Below are 19,354 nucleotides of genomic sequence, written 5' to 3' on the forward strand. Positions count from 1 at the left end.
GTCCTGCGTAAAAAGTGGCGGGGTGCGGGGGAAACTTTCCCTGCGAAAATCATCGCATGATGAATTTTCGGGGGAACCGCATGATAAACAACGATCCGCTTTTTGATCTGCTTAACAAAGAGCAACAGCGCCAGCAGCACTCGCTGGAACTGATTGCCTCGGAGAATTTCGCCAGCCCTGCCGTTCTTGCGGCACAAGGGTCGGTGTTAACCAATAAATACGCCGAAGGCTATTACCAGCACCGCTACTACGGCGGCTGTAAGTTCATTGATGAGGTTGAGATGCTGGCGATAACCCGCGCGCAGCAACTTTTCGGCGCGCGTTACGTTAACGTGCAGCCTCACTCCGGCAGCCAGGCGAATCAGGCGGTATATCTGGCGCTGCTGAAACCCGGCGACAAAATTCTGGGCATGAGCCTGCAATGCGGCGGCCATCTCACTCACGGTTCGCCGGTCAATCAATCCGGTAAATGGTTTAACGCCTTTCATTATGGCGTCGATGCGCATAGCGGTCTTATTGATATGGATGAGGTTGAGACGATCGCGAAGCGTGAGCGCCCGCGGCTGATTATCGCCGGGGGATCGGCCTACCCACGACACTATGATTTTGCCCGCTTTCGCCGCATTGCCGATGCCGTCGGCGCGATACTGCTGGTGGATATGGCGCATTTTGCCGGGCTGGTGGCGGGCGGCTGTTTCCCCTCGCCGCTGGCGTATGCCGATGTGATTACCACCACCACGCATAAAACGTTGCGCGGGCCGCGTGGCGGCATGATTCTGGCCAACGACGCCCGGCTGGCGAAAAAAATCGACAGCGCCATCTTTCCCGGCTTGCAGGGCGGGCCGTTGATGCACGTTATCGCGGCTAAAGCGGTGGCGCTTGGCGAAGCGCTACAGCCTGAATTTAAACGTTACGCCGGGCAGGTAATCGAAAATGCGCAAGCGATGTGTCAGCAACTGGCGCAGCGCGGCCTGACGCTGTTAACGGGCGGTACCGACTGCCATCTGGGCATTATCGACCTGCGCCCGCAGGGGTTAACCGGCGCCCAGGTGGAATACTTTCTCGAACTGGCGGGGATCACGGTCAATAAAAACACGCTGCCAGGCGATCCGCAGCCGCCGTCGATTACCTCCGGGATTCGCATTGGCAGCGCAGCCTGCGCCACCCGCGGAATGAATGCCGATGATTTTACGCTGATCGCGGACTGGATCAGTGAAATTATTTTTGCCATCAAGACGCCGAATATTACAGATATTTGCGCCGATATTCGGCAAAAAGTGACTAAATTAACCACCAACTATCCGTTGCCTTACCAATGATGAAACTTGCTGAAATTCAGGCGGCGTGCGGCGTTCTTTGTGTAGATCTCGCCGCTGTCGTTGGCAATTATCAAACGCTGGCGCGCCATGTCGCCCCCGCGCAATGCGGCGCAGTACTGAAAGCCAACGGCTATGGCCTGGGGGCGGAGGCGATTGCGCCAGCCCTGTATGCGGCCAATTGCCGGATCTTTTTTGTCGCGCAACTTTCAGAAGGGGTGGCGCTACGTAACATCCTGTCGGCTGACGCGATGGTGGTGTTGCTTAATGGCGTCATGCCGCAGGCGATGCCGTTTTGTTGCGCGCAACAGATTACGCCATTGTTGAATTCCGTTGACCAGGTGATGACGTGGCTGGCGCTACAGGAGACGCGGTCGCAGCGGCGTCCGGTCTTGATCCAGCTTGATTCCGGCATGTCGCGGCTGGGGGTGACGCCGGAGCAACTGGCGCGGCTGGCCGCGATTTTTCGCCAGCGTGGCTGGGCTGCGCCAGACTATATCATCAGCCATCTGGCCAACGCCGACAGGCCGGATCATGCGTTAAATGTCTATCAGCATACGCTACTCCAGCAGGCAAAAGAGGCATTCCCAACCAGCCGTTATTCGCTGGCAAATTCCTGCGGTATGTTTCTGCATCCGGCCTGGCGGGAAGATCTCTGCCGTCCGGGCGTTGCGCTGTTCGGCGTCGCCCAGCCGTGGTTTTCAACGCCGTTAAAACCGGCATTTACGCTGACGCTGAGCATTCTGCGTGTGCAAGACGTGCCAGTTGGGACGCCGATTGGCTACGGCAGTACGGTTACTACTACTCGCCCGCTGCGTATCGCCACGGTATCCGCCGGATACGCTGATGGGATTCCACGTAATTTGCGTCCTCCGGCGGGCGTGTGCTGGCGCGGGGTTCGGTTACCGGTATTGGGGCGGGTTTGCATGGACAGCTTTATGGTGGACGCCAGCGCCATCATGCCAACGCCTGGCGATGTTGTGGAGTTTATTGGCGTGAGCCAGACGCTGGAAGAGGTTGCCGCCGCCTGCGATACCATCCCTTATGAGATTATGACCCGGCTTGGCGGGCGTTTTCGGCGCATAATGCAGCCCGCAGAAGCTTGACTCCATTTTCAATCTCGTAGGGGGTAAACGCGGCGAATCCCAGCAGCCAGCCCGTGGGCGCGGGGTGCGTCAGCCAGAACTGGCGCATCCCGGCGATGTTTAACCCGGCCCGCCGCGCGGCGTTAAGGGTCTGTTGTTCGTCAATACCTTCATGCAGCCAGCAGGGCATTTGTAATCCTCCGGGCGTCACGACCGGCGTCACCCAATCACTAAGATGCTGGTTGATGGCCTGCGCCAGGCACGCCTGCCGCACCGCGTACATACTGCGCATGGTGCGGATATGGGCGGCAAAATGGCCGGATGCGATAAATCGCGCCAGCGTCAATTGGGTCAACGCGGGCGTTGCGCCATCAAGCAAATTACGCGCAGCGGCAAAGTGCGCGGCCAGCGACGCAGGCACCACCAGATAACCAATGCGCAGACCGGGGTAGAGCGTTTTGCTGAAGGTGCCGACATATAGCGTGCGTTGCTCGCGATCTAACCCCTGCATACAGGCGACGGGCGCGCCGTTGTAGTGAAATTCACTGTCGTAGTCATCTTCGATAATCCAGGCATTATGCGCCTGTGCCCAGTCAATCAGGGCATGACGCCGCGCCAGAGAGAGCAAATGACCGGAGGGAAACTGGTGCGACGGCGTAACGTAAACCAGCGGCGCAGGCGGCAGTTTATCTACCTGAATACCGTCTCTATCGACTTCAATGGGAAGAAGGTTGAGCTGTGCGGCAAAGAATGCCTGACGTGCGCCGGGATAGCCTGGATTTTCCATCACCACCGACTGCCCGGCCTCTGCCAGCAGTTGCCCGCATAGCCAGAATGCCTGACGCGCGCCACTGACAATCACAATCTGCTGCGCGTCGACCTTCGCGCCGCGTTCAAAATTGAGATAATGAGCAATTTGCTGGCGCAGTTCCGGCTCTCCCTGCGGATCGCCATGCAGCATTAGCGTATGCGCCCGCTCTCGCTGGATCTGGCGGGCAAAATTCTGCCAAATGGTTTGCGGGAAGTTTCGCGTTTCCGCAAGGCCGAGCGTAAACGTCTGTACCCGGCGGGCATCGAAAGATACGGCGCGATCGGCAATCGTCTGCCAGCGGGCGCTAAGTGTGGGCGTCTGACGAGGCGATGGCGGCAGGTTGTGCTGCCCCTGAATATGCGGAATCCCCTGGCGGCTGGCGAAACTCCCGGCCCCTTGCTTGCGGGTCATAAAGCCGTCGCGCTGAAGCTGGGAATAGGCATTTTCAACCGTATCTCTGGACAGGCGAAGCCGCTGCGCCAGCGCGCGAGCGGACGGCAGTTTTGCGCCATCGACCAGCGCGCCGGAAATGACCAACTGACGAAAAGCGTGGTACAGGCGCAGATGCAGCGGCAGGTTACGCCACACTTGCGCGTCGATCATGATATGTATCGACTCGAAATTCGCTGTGTTCATCTTCTGGTTCCCCCGTCCCTGCGTCGCCAAAGCCGTTGAATCATATCATTTACGCCTTATTTTTTATGTGTTGAAGAACACCCGGAACCGTATGAAGAAGGTATTGCTCAAGATGATGGAGAATGAAGTTTTTTCAACTTTGCTGAATATTCCTCATTCTTTGGCGTGATTTTTCAGTTGACGTCCTTCCGCTTTTCCGTCATTTTTACATCTGGACGTCTAAACGGATAGATGTTTACAACACAACAAATAATAACATGCGATTGATGAGGTAAGGTATGAGCTTTTTTCACGCCAACCAGCGGGAAGCCCTGAATCAGAGCCTGGCGGAAGTACAGGGTCAGATTAACGTTTCGTTTGAATTTTTCCCGCCGCGCACCAGTGAAATGGAGCAAACCCTGTGGAACTCCATCGATCGCCTGAGCAGTCTGAAACCGAAGTTTGTTTCGGTAACGTATGGCGCCAACTCCGGGGAACGCGACCGCACTCATAGCGTTATTAAAGGCATTAAAGAGCGTACTGGGCTTGAGGCCGCGCCGCACCTTACCTGTATTGACGCCACGCGCGATGAACTGCGCACCATCGCCCGCGACTACTGGAATAACGGTATCCGCCACATTGTCGCTTTGCGCGGTGATTTGTCGCCGGGCAGCGGTAAGCCGGAGATGTACGCCGCCGATCTGGTTGGTTTGCTCAAAGAGGTGGCCGATTTCGATATTTCAGTAGCGGCCTATCCGGAGGTACATCCGGAAGCGAAAAGCGCGCAGGCCGATCTGCTTAATCTGAAGCGTAAAGTGGATGCTGGCGCTAACCGCGCGATAACCCAATTTTTCTTCGATGTGGAAAGCTACCTGCGTTTTCGCGACCGCTGTGTTTCTGCCGGTATCGACGTAGAAATTATTCCCGGCATTTTACCGGTGTCTAACTTTAAACAGGCGAAAAAATTTGCCGATATGACCAATGTCCGCATTCCGTCCTGGATGTCACTGATGTTTGAGGGGCTGGATGATGACGCAGAAACCCGCAAGCTGGTGGGCGCTAACATTGCGATGGACATGGTGAAAATTTTAAGTCGCGAAGGAGTAAAGGATTTCCACTTCTACACGTTGAATCGTGCGGAAATGAGTTATGCCATTTGCCACACACTGGGCGTAAGACCGGGTTTATAACCTCCAGCTCCCTGCCGGGAGCTTTATTACACCTCATATTGATCTACATCTCTGTAACTAAAAATATAAAAGGTATTAGCTATCGAATCTGTGGATTAATTCAACTATATCTATTTGCTCCTGGTGTATATCGTAACGGTAACACTTTAAAAGGGAGCTGAGATATGAGCACGACCGACGATACCCATAACACGTTATCCACTGGAAAATGTCCTTTCCATCATGGGGGGCATGACCGAAGCGCAGGCGCAGGGACAGCCAGCCGCGACTGGTGGCCGAACCAGCTTCGCGTGGATCTTTTGAATCAACATTCCAACCGTTCTAACCCGCTGGGTGAAGACTTTGACTACCGCAAAGAGTTTAGCAAGTTAGACTACTCCGCCCTGAAAGGGGATCTCAAGGCGCTGCTGACCGATTCACAACCGTGGTGGCCCGCCGACTGGGGCAGCTATGTCGGTTTGTTTATTCGTATGGCCTGGCATGGCGCTGGCACCTACCGTTCTATTGATGGTCGTGGCGGCGCGGGTCGTGGTCAACAGCGTTTTGCGCCGCTTAACTCCTGGCCGGATAACGTCAGCCTGGATAAGGCGCGTCGTTTGTTGTGGCCGATTAAGCAGAAATATGGCCAGAAAATTTCCTGGGCCGACCTGTTTATTCTGGCGGGTAACGTGGCGCTGGAAAACTCCGGCTTCCGTACCTTCGGTTTCGGCGCCGGGCGTGAAGATGTCTGGGAACCGGATCTGGATGTGAACTGGGGCGATGAAAAAGCCTGGTTGACTCACCGACACCCTGAAGCGCTGGCAAAAGCGCCGCTGGGCGCGACCGAGATGGGCCTTATCTACGTTAATCCGGAAGGGCCGGATCACAGCGGCGAACCACTTTCTGCCGCCGCCGCTATTCGCGCTACCTTTGGCAATATGGGGATGAACGACGAAGAAACCGTGGCGTTGATCGCTGGCGGGCATACCCTCGGTAAAACCCACGGCGCGGCAGCGGCATCCCATGTAGGGGCCGATCCGGAAGCCGCGCCGATTGAAGCGCAGGGCTTAGGTTGGGCCAGCAGCTATGGTAGCGGCGTTGGCGCGGATGCTATCACCTCCGGGCTGGAAGTGGTCTGGACGCAGACGCCGACCCAGTGGAGCAACTATTTCTTCGAGAACCTGTTCAAATATGAGTGGGTACAAACCCGTAGTCCGGCTGGCGCTATCCAGTTTGAAGCGGTAGACGCGCCGGACATCATCCCGGACCCGTTCGATCCGTCGAAAAAACGTAAGCCAACCATGCTGGTCACCGACCTGACGCTGCGTTTTGATCCGGAGTTCGAGAAGATTTCCCGTCGTTTCCTTAACGATCCGCAGGCCTTTAATGAAGCCTTTGCTCGTGCCTGGTTCAAACTGACGCACAGAGATATGGGACCAAAAGCGCGTTACATCGGACCGGAAGTGCCGAAAGAAGATCTGATCTGGCAGGACCCGTTGCCGCAACCGCTCTACCAGCCAACGCAGGAAGACATTATCAACCTGAAAGCGGCGATCGCTGCATCCGGGCTTTCTATTAGCGAGATGGTTTCGGTTGCCTGGGCATCCGCGTCTACTTTCCGCGGCGGCGATAAGCGTGGCGGCGCTAACGGCGCGCGTCTGGCATTAGCGCCTCAGCGCGACTGGGATGTCAACGCCGTTGCGGCTCGCGTTCTGCCGGTATTAGAAGAGATCCAGAAAACGACGAATAAAGCCTCGCTGGCCGATATTATTGTGCTGGCGGGCGTGGTCGGTATCGAGCAGGCGGCCGCTGCTGCGGGTGTCAGCATCAGCGTACCTTTTGCGCCGGGCCGGGTGGATGCGCGTCAGGATCAGACCGACATCGAGATGTTCTCGCTGCTTGAACCGATTGCCGATGGATTCCGTAACTATCGTGCGCGTCTGGATGTGTCGACGACCGAATCACTGTTGATTGATAAAGCGCAGCAGTTAACGTTGACCGCGCCGGAAATGACGGTACTGGTTGGCGGGATGCGTGTGCTGGGAACCAACTTTGACGGCAGCCAGAACGGTGTCTTTACTGACAGACCGGGCGTGCTCAGCACTGACTTCTTCGCTAATCTGCTGGATATGCGTTACGAGTGGAAGCCCACCGACGACGCTAATGAGCTGTTCGAAGGCCGTGATCGTCTGACTGGCGAGGTAAAATACACGGCAACCCGCGCCGATCTGGTGTTTGGTTCCAACTCCGTACTGCGCGCGCTGGCGGAAGTTTACGCGTGTAGCGATGCGCACGAGAAGTTTGTGAAGGACTTCGTCGCGGCATGGGTGAAAGTGATGAACCTGGACCGTTTCGATCTGCAATAATCTGATAGGTTAATTCGTCAGCGGCTGCTATTCGGTAGTCGCTGACGTTTTCCGCGTTTAATGCGAAAAATAACGAAAATGCCCCGTTACTTTCCAGTTAAATAATACATCTTCCTCCTGTGCTCCCGCGCCTATGTTATGCACAACCAGCGGCACCCCTTCAGGCGTGACGTTCAGGGATACCACGCCAATATGCGCAAGGCCGTTATCCAGTCGCCAGGAGACAATATCTCCCGGTTGATAATCGCTATATTTATCTGTCACCGGCAACGCTTTGTTGTGACGCTGGAACCAGGTTTCCAGATTCGGAACGCGGCGATGGTCGATATTGCTGTCCGGGCGTTTCAGCTTCCAGTTATTCGGGTAGGCAGAGAAATGCGCCTGCATGTCTTCATGTACCCGTTTCTGTAAATCAACCTGCTGACTGCGCAGCGCGCGGATGACGACATCTGCACATACGCCACGCTCCAGCGGAAGATCGCCATTCGGATAATCCAGACGAACATAGGCAGCATCATAAAATAGCGTCTTACCTATTTGCGTCCCGGCACTTTGGGCGATTGCAGCATTAGTTTGCGCCTGAACGGTTATTGGTCTGGTATCAGAGCGTGGCGAATGATGAGAGATATGGCTAATAAAAAAAGCAGCAAGAATACCGATAAGTGCCTGTGCGAATTTCATCTTCTTCGTCCGTGAAGTGTGTCAGTACGTCATTTGACTTTCCGCGGAGAGAATGGTGCGTGACAAAAAAGTCTATTTCAGGACAAAATGGACTGATTCCAGGCTATGGAATACCTGATGATGGCGCTTCGCTTACCCGGCCTGGATGATTGGATAACAAGGCCAGATAAGGCGCCTGTGTCGATATTCGGCAAATGAATTCTGTTGTGTCAGCAAGCTGAAATACTCCTGACTATCGTCAGGAGTATTGCTCAGACCTTATTCCCATTCCTGCAAGAAGCGTTGACCGTACTGGTCGGCGACCAGCAGCGCGGCGTACACTTCATCCGGCGTTGCGCCGCCAGGCATGTTATGAATAGTTTCACCTTCTGCGCAGGAGGCTTCCGCGACGGTGCGCATTTTGGCCGGGATATCCTGTTTAATATCCAGTTGCGCCAGCGTAATCGGCAGGCCAACGGAATGGCACAGCGCCGCAACGGTTTCGATTTCTTCGACCGGCGCGTTTTCCAGCACCAGTTGCGTCAGCGTACCGAAAGCGACCTTCTCACCGTGATAATAGTGGTGCGCATCAGGAATCGCCGTTAAACCGTTATGAATCGCGTGCGCTGCGGCCAGACCGCCGCTTTCAAAACCGACCCCGCTCAGGTAGGTGTTGGCTTCGATGACGCGTTCCAGCGCTGGCGTGACGACGTGCTGTTCGGCGGCCAACATGGCTTTTTCGCCTTCTTCGATCAGCGTGTTATAGCATAGCTCCGCCAGCGCCAGCGCGGCCTGTGTACACTTGCCGCCCGCCATTGTGGTGGCGCCGCTGCGTGAGCAGGCGCGCGCTTCAAACCAGGTCGCCAGCGCATCGCCGATACCGGCTGCCAGCAGACGCGCCGGCGCGCCCGCCACTATCTGCGTATCGACAATGACCATATTCGGGTTATGCGGCAGCAGCAGATAACGGTCAAACTCACCGGCATCGGTATAAATAACCGAGAGCGCGCTGCACGGTGCGTCAGTAGAGGCGATGGTCGGCGCGATAGCGACCGGGACGTTCATAAAATGCGCCAGCGCTTTGGCGGTATCCAGCGTTTTACCGCCGCCGATACCCAGTACGGCGCCACACTGACTTTTCTCGGCGACGGCGCGCAGCCTGTCGATCTCATTTTGCGAACATTCGCCGCCAAACGGGGCGATTTCTACTGACAAACCGGCACCCGTCAGGCTTTTGCGCAGCGTCTCTTCGGCAAATCCCAGCACGAATTTATCGCCCACAACCAGCCAGTTGTTCGCCATTGGTTTTAAATAATCGCCAAGACGCGCGATGACGTTTGCACCCTGAATATACTTACCTGGTGACTGAATAATGCGATCCATACATTTCTCTCCTACAGGTTCAGATTACCAAAAGCGTTTTTCCAGTCTTGCTCAAACTTCTCTATTGCTGACTCTACCGCAGGCGTATTGAGCATTTGTTGCGCTACATCTAAAGGAAGGGTAATCGCCTGGCAACCTGCCAGTAAGCAATCCAGCGCCTGCCGCGGTGTTTTAAAGCTGGCCGCCAGCACCATGCTGTCGGGAGCGTGATGTTCCAGTAGCGTTTGCAGCTCCTGAACCATACGAATGCCATCGCCGCCCTGCGCATCAACGCGGTTGACGTAGGGAGCGACATATTTTGCGCCCGCCAGCGCCGCCAGCAGGCCCTGCGACGCGCTGTAGACGGCGGTGCCCAGCGTCACGATGCCTTCTTTTTTCAGCAATTTAATCGCTGCAAGACCTTCGGCGGTCACCGGAATTTTCACCACAATGCCGGGGATGGCGTTATTCAGTCGTTTGGCTTCTTCCACCATCCCTTTCGCGTCGCGGCTCATGGTCTGCGCAAATAAAGTGCCTTCTTCGCCGATGGCGTTTTGCAGCCTGGGCAGCACATCCCAGATAGATTCTTTGCTGGCTGCCACAATGCTTGGATTGGTGGTGACGCCGGCAATCGGGAAAATGCGCGCCAGACGTTCAACTTCCGCCACGTTAGCGGTATCCAGATAGAGTTCCATAGTCTTTCTCTTCGTGAGTTTTCGTTATGGACAGGATAAAGGAGCGTGCCCCGGATGCGCTATGTGACAAATCTGCCAAAAACTGGACAAATGTGATGCTCTTGGTAAAGTGTGATTTACTTCACAAGTTGGTGATGATTAACGTATAACGTGCTGTTGTATGCCATGTGGGGGAGTGAGGTTTTTGCATTGATATTACAATAATCCAGTAAATGCGCGTTTTATCTACTGTATTCTCTTTACTGGCGTGTGGATTATTTCTCCGTTAGCTGGCTGTGATACTGGCGGCGATACTCCGACGGCGAACGTTCCGTATTTTTGCGAAACAGGCGGCAGAAATAGTTACTGTCGACAAAGCCGCAGCGGTGCGCCACCTCTTTCACTTTCAGGTCATAACCCTTCAGCAACGTTTTGGCGTGTTCCAGTCGCGTATGGTTCAGGTATTCGTTAAAGCCGATGGCTCCCGTTTTCTGGAACAGGTGCGAGAGGTAATTTGGCGAGATATAAAACGCCTGTGCTACCGATTCGCGCGTCAACGGCGCGGCGTAGCGTTCATCAATATACTCCCGAATGGCTTCAAAAAGCGCGCGGCTGCGGGAGGCGGTCTGGATTTGGCTGCCGAGCAGATCGCGGCAATGGCTTAGTAGGCTGGCGACAATCAATCTGGCCGTTTGCTGCTCTTGCGGCTGCATCTGCATCTCATTAAGCGTTTGTAACAGGAAAGAGCCGATACGCGGGCCGCGGCGCGCAACGTGCTGTTTCGTGAGGTTTTGATGCTGCTGACCGTCCCAGTGGACCACGCTGAAACCTAACTGCTGTTTGCCAAACAGAATGCTCAGGGTGGTGACGGGCGTTTGCCACTGCGGGATGTTCCAGCCGCCAGCCGGAACGTAGAGAACATCGCAAGGAATGAGCGGGGCGGTAATGCTCATGTCAGTAAGCTCGCCCTCAAGCACAATCTCCAGCCGCGGAAAATCCACCTGGTACGCCAGTTCCGGCGCTGGGCCGCTGGCGCTGGCAAAATAAATCTGGCGCAGCGGCAGCGGGCCGTTGATGAGACGGGAGAGAAGGTGGCTGACGTCGTGATACATGATAATCCCCTGCCGATCGCAAACAGAGGAAACAGTAACGTCGAAAACCGATGTCCTCAAGCGATTATTGCCGGATAGCGGCGCTTTGCGCCTTATCCGGACTACGGGAGAGAAGAACGCCAGGCCCGATAAGCGTTAGCGTTATCGGGCAGCATACAGGCTATTGATTACCGACCTGATCGCCATACGGCAACGTATCATAATCAATCAGCGCGTTTTTCTTATACGGGTTGCCAATCCAGCGCGTGGTCTCTTTGAACTGCGGGTTGGTGATGGAACGCGTCGGGTCGTAGCCATCATAGGTCAGGCCCGCTAAGTCCGACCAGGTATGGATAAGCTCGGAACTGCTGTACTTACGATCGACATCCTGTGAGAAGTCGCGCGGATGCGCCGCCTGCCATTTCTCTGAGGTCCACAGCAGGAACGGCACCGTATACATATGACGGGTTGGCGAATCTTCGTTTCGTCCCTGCGTCTTATGCGGCGGCGTGTCATACACTTCTTCACCGTGGTCGGAGAAGTAGAGTAGGAAACCGTTCGGATCGGTCGCTTTATAGTCCTTAATCAGGCTGGCGACAACATAGTCGTTATACAGGTTCGCGTTATCGTAATCGTTATACGATTCCAGTTCGTCGCTGCTTAATCCCGGCGGAACATGGTCGGTTTTACCATCAAACTTGCCCTGGTTTTCTGGATAGCGGAACTTGTATTTAATATGCGTTCCCAGCAGATGCACAATAATGAATTTTTTCGGCGCCGGGTCGGCTAACACCGCTTTAAACGGCGCCAGCACGTTGCTGTCATATTCGCGTGCGCTTTGAGTGCGCTGCTGGTTCATATAGAACTGCTTATCAGTCTGCTTAGAGAACACGGTTAGCATGGTATTACGCGCCGTCATCGTCTGCTGGTTAGTGATCCAGAAGGTTTTATACCCGGCCTGTTTCATCATATTCATCAGCGATGGCTTCGTCAGATACCAGTCCGGGTTCTTTTCGTCCGCGAACGTTAGCGCCTGTTGCAGAATCTCAATGGTGTATGGTCGCGAAGTTACCACGTTATTAAACACGGTCAGCCCGGGGTCGGTTTTATGCAGCGCGTCCAGTTCCGGCGTGGTTTCGCGCGGATAACCGTACAGACTCATACGACCACGCTGGGTCGATTCGCCAATCACCAGTACCAGCGTGCGCGGCGCATCGCCGGAGTGGTCCTGGAAGTTAGCCAGCGGCGGCAGGGCATCGTTTTCATTCAGCAGTTTATTCAGCGAGGCGAGCTGTAAACGGTACTGATAGTAGCCAGTAATAAATTGCCACGGCGCGGCGGGTTCCATTCGTGACGCCAGGCTATCCAGCGTTTTCTCCATCGACTTATGCTTGATAAAGGTATTCATCGCGATGGGATGGAGGATCAGCCCGTACAGCAGGGCAAACGACACCAGATAACGCCAGGGGGATGGAATATAAACCGGGCGCAGACGTGTCCACAGCAAAATCGCCGCCACCGTATAAGCCAGCGCGACAAGAACAATTTTCAGACTGAAATATTGGCTTAAATATTCGCTGGCTTCATTAGCGTTGGTTTCAAACATCACAAACAGCACGCTTTGCGAGAACTCCTGCCCGTAGATTACGTAATAGCTCAGCGCCGCCAGCGAGGCGGCCCAAAGTACGACGCCAATAACGGCAGCAATAACCCGGATGCGGCCTGGAAACAGAAAGACCGGGATCAGCCACAGTGAGCTGTACAGTAGCGAATCCCGCAGACCGTTTGTCCCACTGTATCCGGTGAGATAAATAATGGCCTGCAGGAGGGTGGAAAAGAACCAAAAGTAGAGCAGTGCCCAGCCCAGGGCTTTCCAGCTAAACGCGGGTTTAGTCTGGAGTAATGTGGATTGCATAATGAGAGCCTGTCTTTAATCGTAGCGCCAAACGTAACGCCTGAACCTTAAAAGAATCTGAAGCAAACCTGCTTTATGCCGCACGTTTTGCTAAGAAAGATTTATAAATGCATAAAATGCAGACAGGAATATATTGAAAAAATGACGAGGATAACAGCAGTATTTCATGCCGCCCCCACATAACTGCGTGAGGGCGGCTTTCTTTTGGCGTTAGCCGGTGTTGCGCATACCGGCGGCGACGCCCGCAATCGTGACCATCAACGCCTGTTCGACGCGAGGATCGGGCGATTTGCCCTGCTCTTCAGTCAGACGGGAACGATACAGCAACTCGGCCTGCAACACGTTTAATGGATCGGTATAAACGTTTCTTAACTGAATGGACTCCGCAATCCACGGTAAGTCGGCCATCAGGTGCGAATCGTTGGCAATCGCCAGCACCACTTTAATGTCTTCTTCCAGCAGGTCTCGTAGCTCTTTGCCCAGCGGCCATAGCGTTTTCGCCACCAGACGCTGATCGTAATAGTCGGCCAGCCACAGGTCGGCTTTTGAGAACACCATTTCCAGCATCCCAAGACGCGTGGAGAAGAACGGCCAGTCGCGGCACATGGCTTCCAGTTCGCTTTGTTTACCGTCTTCCACCACTTTTTGCAGCGCAGTACCCGCGCCCAGCCAGGCTGGCAGCATCAGGCGGTTTTGCGTCCAGGCGAAGATCCACGGAATCGCGCGCAGCGATTCGACGCCGCCAGTTGGACGACGTTTTGCCGGACGTGAGCCGAGCGGCAATTTGCCCAGCTCTTGTTCCGGCGTCGCGGAGCGGAAGTACGGTACAAAGTCTTTATTTTCGCGCACGTAGCCGCGGTAGGTTTCACAGGAGATGACGGAAAGCTCATCCATAATATGACGCCAGCTGTCTTTCGGTTCCGGCGGCGGCAGCAGGTTTGCTTCCAGAATTGCGCTGGTGTAGAGCGACAGGCTGCTGACGGTGACTTCCGGCAGGCCGTATTTGAAGCGGATCATCTCGCCCTGCTCGGTCACGCGCAGGCCGCCTTTCAGACTGCCTGGCGGTTGCGAAAGCAGCGCCGCGTGGGCTGGCGCGCCGCCACGGCCAATAGAGCCGCCGCGGCCGTGGAAGAGGGTGAGCTCGATGCCAGCTTTTTCACAAGTTTTGATCAGAGCGTCCTGCGCCTGATACTGCGCCCATGACGCGGCCATAACGCCGGCGTCTTTCGCCGAGTCGGAGTAGCCGATCATGACCATCTGCTTACCCTGAATCAGCCCGCGATACCAGTCGATATTCAACAACTGGGTCATCACGTCGTCGGCGTTGTTCAGGTCGTCGAGGGTTTCAAACAGCGGCGCGACCGGCATGGCAAAGCCGATACCTGCCTCTTTCAGCAGCAGATGCACAGCCAGCACATCAGACGGCGTTTTCGCCATTGAAATTACGTAGGCGGCGATCGACCCCTTTGGCGCTTCGGCAATAACCTTGCAGGTTTCAAGCACTTCGCGGGTATCGTTGCTCGGCTCCCAGTTACGCGGCAGCAGCGGACGTTTGGAGTTCAGTTCGCGGATCAGGAAGGCTTGCTTGTCGGCTTCCGACCAGCTTTCGTAGTCGCCAATACCAAGGTAGCGGGTAATTTCGCCCAGCGCTTCGGTATGGCGGGTGCTCTCCTGACGGATATCAATACGCACCAGCGGTACGCCGAAACACTTCACGCGGCGGAGCGTGTCGAGTAACTCGCCGTTGGCGATAATGCCCATGCCGCAGGCCTGTAACGACTGGTAGCAGGCGTACAGAGGTTCCCAGAGCTGCTCGTTTTGCGTCAGCAGGCCAGCCGGTTTGGGCAGCTTCTCGCCTTTCAGACGCGCTTCCAGCCAGGACTGGGTCGCCATCAGACGGGCGCGTAATTTTTTCATCAGGTAGCGATACGGCTCAGACGCGCCTTCTTCGCCCACTAACGCCAGCAGCTCCGGCGTGGCGTCGACCATCGACAGTTCTGATACCAGAACATGAATGTCTTTCAGGAACAGATCGGTGGCTTTCCAGCGGCTTAACAAGAGCACGTGGCGGGTGATATCCGCCGTCACGTTCGGGTTGCCGTCACGGTCGCCGCCCATCCAGGAGGTAAAACGTACCGGCACAAAATCCACCGGCAATTTGTAGCCGAGATTTTCTTCCAGCTGTTCGTTCAGTTCACGCAGATAGTTAGGTACGCCCTGCCACAGGCTGTTCTCAACCACGGCGAAGCCCCATTTGGCTTCATCCACCGGGCTTGGGCGCTGCTTGCGGATCTCATCCGTATGCCAGGATTGGGCAATCAACTGGCGCAGGCGACGCATCACCTGGTGGCGTTCGTAGTCGGCGATATCGGTATTATCAAGCTGTTTCAGACAGTTATTGATTTCACCCATCTTGTGAATAAGCGTACGGCGGGTAATTTCTGTCGGATGGGCGGTTAACACCAACTCCAGAGACAGCGACTCTACCGCTTTTTTGATGGTTGCGTCGTTGAGGTCCGGTTGGTTTTTCAGTTTGCGCAGAGTGCGGGCAATCACTTCCGGGTTGCTGGCGGCTTCGCCTTTTGGCGAAATGCTGTGGTATTGCTCGGCAGTATTGGCCAGGTTCAGGAACTGACTAAACGCGCGCGCAACTGGCAGCAGCTCGTCATTAGACAAATTTTGTAGCGTGGTGAGCAGCTCCTGGCGATTAGCTTCATTGCCGGCGCGTGAAGATTTGGATAGCTTACGGATTGTTTCTACGCGATCAAGAATGTGTTCTCCCAGCGCATCCTTGATGGTTTCTCCCAGCACCTTGCCGAGCATACTGACATTACTACGCAACGCGGAATATTGTTCGTTCATATGATCCCAGACACCCCATCTCTGTTGTAATTGTCCTGCATCTTTCACGCTGCGGCGGCGTTGGCTGCGCTCTCCCACCCAGGTCACTTACTTATGTAAGCTCCCTGGGATGTGCTCGTTTGCCGTCTTGCCGCAACGCGAAATCTTTCGGACCAAGCTTTTTCACATCACTTCTCATCTTTATAAAGCCACGTAAAACCCGTGGCGTCAATTACTGCGAAATCGGTTCAGCAAACGAAAAAATGGCGGTAATTTATTAAAGTTAATTCGCATCGTGCCAAATAAGAAATGCTTATGAACATGTGGCGTAGAGACGCCGGATGGCGCTGCGCTTATCCGGCCTACAAGACGGGGTAGGCCCGGTAAACATCACGTCACCGGGCAATATGCATTAATGCCAGCAAAAATGGTGTACTACCTGGGTAATCAATTCCCGGGTTGGCTTAATAAAACGCGTTTCGAGATATTCATCCGGCTGATGCGCCTGATTAATTGAGCCCGGACCAAGCACCAGCGTTGGGCATAATGTCTGCATAAACGGCGCTTCAGTACAGTAGTTCACCACGTCGGTTTTCGTTCCCAACAGTTTTTCTACTACTTCAACCAGTTGGTGGTCCGGTGGACACTCATAACCTGGAATCGGCGGATGTAATTCCGCCACCGTCAGGCGGCCCGGCCAGCGTTCGCTTACCGGGGCCAGCGCGTCGTTAAGCAGTCCATTAAGGTCGTTTAACGTCATGCCCGGCAGTGGACGAATATCCATATGCAATTCGCAGCAGGCGCAGATACGGTTTGAGGCATCGCCGCCGTGGATATGGCCCAGATTCAGCGTTGGATACGGAACGGTAAACGCCTCGTAGTGATACCGCGCTTTCAGCGAGTCACGCAGTTGCATGATATGGCCAATCGCATCGTGCATCAGTTCAATGGCGTTAACCCCACGCGCCGGGTCGCTGGAATGACCGGACTGCCCCAGGACGCGAACGACATTAGAGATATGCCCTTTGTGCGCGCGTATCGGTTGCAACGACGTCGGTTCGCCAATGATCGCGCAGTCCGGACGTAATGCCGTGGTTTCGGAAAAATAACGCGCCCCCGCCATGCTGGTCTCTTCATCGGCGGTCGCCAGAATGTAGAGCGGCTTTTTCAACTTTGTGACGTCAACGTCACGTAGCGCGTCCAGAATAAAAGCGAAGAAGCCTTTCATATCCGCAGTGCCCAGGCCATAGAGCTTATTGTCATGCTCGGTCAGCGTGAACGGGTCGCGCGTCCAGCGTCCGTCATCAAAGGGAACCGTGTCGGTATGGCCGGTCAGCAGCAAACCGCCCGCGCCATGTCCGGTGCTGGCGAGCATATTAAATTTGTTTCGCGTTCCTGGAACCGGTTGAACCTCTACGTTGAAACCAAGATCGCTGAACCAGCCTGCAAGCAAAGTGATTAAAGACGCATTACTTTGATCCAGGGATTCTTCGGTTGCGCTTATCGACGGTGTGGCAATCAGAGCGCGGTAAATCTCGATAAATGGCGGTAAAACGTTTTTCATTGTTGACACACCTCAGGTCATGATAGTATCAATATTCATGCATTAATTATGAATAAAAATACATTAACGTTGAGCATAAAGGAACCCGATGTTGAATACGCTGATTGTAGGCGCTAGCGGTTATGCGGGCGCAGAGCTTGTAAGCTACGTAAATCGCCACCCACATATGACCATAACCGCTTTGACCGTCTCAGCGCAAAGCAATGATGCAGGAAAGTTAATTTCTGATTTACATCCGCAGTTAAAAGGGATTGTCGACCTGCCATTGCAACCGATGTCGGATGTACGTGACTTTAGCGCAGATGTTGATGTGGTGTTCCTGGCGACAGCGCATGAAGTGAGCCACGATCTGGCGCCGCAATTTTTACAGGCCGGATGCGTCGTATTCGATCTTTCCGGCGCGTTTCGGGTAAACGATCGCGCCTTCTATGAAAAGTACTACGGATTTACTCATCAGTATCCTGAGCTGCTGGAGCAGGCGGTGTACGGTCTGGCGGAGTGGAATGCCGATAAACTGAACACGGCGAATCTGATTGCGGTTCCTGGTTGCTATCCAACCGCAGCGCAGTTGTCGCTAAAACCGCTGATTGACGGCGGGCTTCTGGATCTGACGCAGTGGCCGGTAATTAATGCCACCAGCGGGGTGAGCGGCGCGGGGCGCAAAGCGGCAATATCGAACAGTTTCTGTGAAGTGAGTTTGCAACCGTATGGCGTGTTTACGCATCGTCATCAGCCGGAAATCGCCGCCCATCTGGGCGCGGAGGTCATCTTCACCCCGCATCTGGGGAATTTTCCGCGCGGGATTCTGGAAACCATTACCTGCCGCCTGAAAGCGGGAGTAACCCATGCGCAGGTCGCCGACGTGTTGCAAAAAGCCTATGGCGACAAACCGCTGGTGCGCCTGTATGACAAAGGCGTTCCGGCGTTAAAGAACGTCGTCGGGCTGCCGTTCTGCGATATTGGTTTTGCCGTCCAGGGCGAACATCTGATTGTGGTGGCAACCGAAGACAACTTGTTGAAAGGCGCAGCGGCGCAGGCGGTGCAGTGCGCTAATATTCGTTTTGGCTTCGCTGAAACGCAGTCTCTTATTTAAGGGTGAAATGATGAATCCATTAATTATCAAGCTGGGTGGCGTATTACTGGATAGCGAAGAGGCTCTGGAACGTCTTTTTACCGCGCTGGTCAACTATCGTGAGTCCCATCAGCGTCCGCTGGTGATTGTTCACGGCGGCGGTTGCGTGGTGGATGAGCTGATGAAAGGGCTGAATTTGCCAGTGAAAAAGAAAGACGGCCTGCGCGTGACGCCTGCCGATCAGATTGGCATCATTACCGGCGCGCTGGCGGGAACCGCTAACAAAACTCTGCTGGCCTGGGCGAAGAAACACCATATCGCCTCTGTTGGTCTGTTTCTGGGCGATGGCGATAGCGTAAACGTGACCCAACTCGATGAAGCGTTAGGCCACGTCGGGCTGGCGCAGCCGGGGTCGCCGAAGCTGATTAACATGCTGCTGGAAAACGGCTTTCTGCCGGTTGTCAGCTCCATTGGCGTAACAGACGACGGCCAACTGATGAACGTCAACGCCGATCAGGCGGCAACCGCGCTGGCGGCGACGCTGGGGGCCGATCTGATCCTGCTTTCTGACGTGAGCGGTATTCTGGACGGCAAAGGCCAGCGTATCGCCGAAATGACGGCGTCCAAAGCCGAGCAGCTTATCGACCAGGGCATTATTACCGACGGGATGATTGTGAAAGTGAATGCGGCTCTCGATGCTGCGCGGGCGCTGGGTCGCCCGGTGGATATTGCTTCCTGGCGTCATGCGGAACAATTGCCTGCACTGTTTAACGGCACGCCGATTGGCACGCGTATTCTGGCTTAACTATTTGT

General features: G+C 54.9%; 14 protein-coding genes. 6 read left to right on the forward strand and 8 right to left on the reverse strand.

From position 1 onward, the window contains the following. Positions 1-80 precede the first annotated feature (80 nt). Together NBA72_RS20630 and NBA72_RS20635 are read left to right on the forward strand one after the other, a co-directional pair. On the forward strand, positions 81-1,319 hold the full coding sequence (locus NBA72_RS20630; RefSeq protein ID WP_000609327.1) for a serine hydroxymethyltransferase: 1,239 nt from the start codon (positions 81-83) through the stop codon (positions 1,317-1,319). Next, positions 1,316-2,422, forward strand: a complete 1,107-nt coding sequence (locus NBA72_RS20635; protein WP_023203595.1) for an alanine racemase — start codon at positions 1,316-1,318, stop codon at positions 2,420-2,422. The genes NBA72_RS20630 and NBA72_RS20635 overlap by 4 nt, the downstream gene beginning before the upstream one ends. Here the strand turns inward: NBA72_RS20635 and NBA72_RS20640 are convergent. After that, positions 2,367-3,848, reverse strand: coding sequence for a PLP-dependent aminotransferase family protein (locus NBA72_RS20640; protein WP_042948962.1), 1,482 nt, complete (start codon positions 3,846-3,848; stop codon positions 2,367-2,369). The two genes, NBA72_RS20635 and NBA72_RS20640, sit on opposite strands and share 56 nt — an antisense overlap. Positions 3,849-4,126: 278 nt before the next feature. On the opposite strand from NBA72_RS20640, the gene metF reads away from it, so the two are divergent. Continuing rightward, positions 4,127-5,017, forward strand: coding sequence for a methylenetetrahydrofolate reductase (gene metF, locus NBA72_RS20645; RefSeq protein WP_042948963.1), 891 nt, complete (start codon positions 4,127-4,129; stop codon positions 5,015-5,017). A 164-nt stretch (positions 5,018-5,181) separates the two neighbouring features. Further along, on the forward strand, positions 5,182-7,362 hold the full coding sequence (gene katG / locus NBA72_RS20650; protein ID WP_042948964.1) for a catalase/peroxidase HPI: 2,181 nt from the start codon (positions 5,182-5,184) through the stop codon (positions 7,360-7,362). Positions 7,363-7,419: 57 nt separating this feature from the next. Here katG and NBA72_RS20655 read toward each other — a convergent pair whose 3' ends face one another. The 7 genes from NBA72_RS20655 to argE form a co-directional block, all read right to left on the reverse strand. Beyond that, on the reverse strand, positions 7,420-8,043 hold the full coding sequence (locus NBA72_RS20655) for a DUF1287 domain-containing protein (protein ID WP_000666688.1): 624 nt from the start codon (positions 8,041-8,043) through the stop codon (positions 7,420-7,422). Positions 8,044-8,301: 258 nt separating this feature from the next. Continuing rightward, positions 8,302-9,405: a bifunctional L-1,2-propanediol dehydrogenase/glycerol dehydrogenase gene (gene gldA, locus NBA72_RS20660; protein WP_000374041.1), complete on the reverse strand. Its 1,104-nt coding sequence runs from the start codon at positions 9,403-9,405 to the stop codon at positions 8,302-8,304. An 11-nt stretch (positions 9,406-9,416) separates the two neighbouring features. Continuing rightward, the gene (gene fsa / locus NBA72_RS20665; RefSeq protein ID WP_000424866.1) at positions 9,417-10,079 is read right to left on the reverse strand and encodes a fructose-6-phosphate aldolase; all 663 of its coding nucleotides are present in this window, start codon (positions 10,077-10,079) and stop codon (positions 9,417-9,419) included. A 254-nt stretch (positions 10,080-10,333) separates the two neighbouring features. Continuing rightward, positions 10,334-11,170: a helix-turn-helix transcriptional regulator gene (locus NBA72_RS20670; RefSeq protein WP_000274595.1), complete on the reverse strand. Its 837-nt coding sequence runs from the start codon at positions 11,168-11,170 to the stop codon at positions 10,334-10,336. A gap of 160 nt (positions 11,171-11,330) precedes the next feature. Then, on the reverse strand, positions 11,331-13,064 hold the full coding sequence (locus tag NBA72_RS20675; RefSeq protein WP_001192092.1) for a phosphoethanolamine transferase CptA: 1,734 nt from the start codon (positions 13,062-13,064) through the stop codon (positions 11,331-11,333). 210 nt (positions 13,065-13,274) lie between these two features. Next, entirely contained in the window at positions 13,275-15,926 is a 2,652-nt protein-coding gene (ppc, locus tag NBA72_RS20680; protein WP_001005548.1) for a phosphoenolpyruvate carboxylase, read from the reverse strand. Between the two features lie 391 nt (positions 15,927-16,317). Further along, a complete protein-coding gene (gene argE / locus NBA72_RS20685) occupies positions 16,318-17,469 on the reverse strand; it encodes an acetylornithine deacetylase (RefSeq protein WP_000800208.1) in 1,152 nt (383 codons plus the stop codon). Between the two features lie 88 nt (positions 17,470-17,557). Here argE and argC point away from each other — a divergent pair, with 88 nt between their 5' ends. Together argC and argB are read left to right on the forward strand one after the other, a co-directional pair. After that, entirely contained in the window at positions 17,558-18,562 is a 1,005-nt protein-coding gene (argC, locus tag NBA72_RS20690; RefSeq protein ID WP_000935332.1) for an N-acetyl-gamma-glutamyl-phosphate reductase, read from the forward strand. A gap of 7 nt (positions 18,563-18,569) precedes the next feature. Beyond that, complete coding sequence (gene argB, locus NBA72_RS20695) at positions 18,570-19,346, forward strand: acetylglutamate kinase (RefSeq protein ID WP_001575262.1); 777 nt, start codon at positions 18,570-18,572, stop codon at positions 19,344-19,346. Positions 19,347-19,354: the final 8 nt, after the last annotated feature.

Source organism: Salmonella sp. NW1250 (assembly GCF_051812965.1).
Classification (GTDB): domain Bacteria; phylum Pseudomonadota; class Gammaproteobacteria; order Enterobacterales; family Enterobacteriaceae; genus Salmonella; species Salmonella enterica.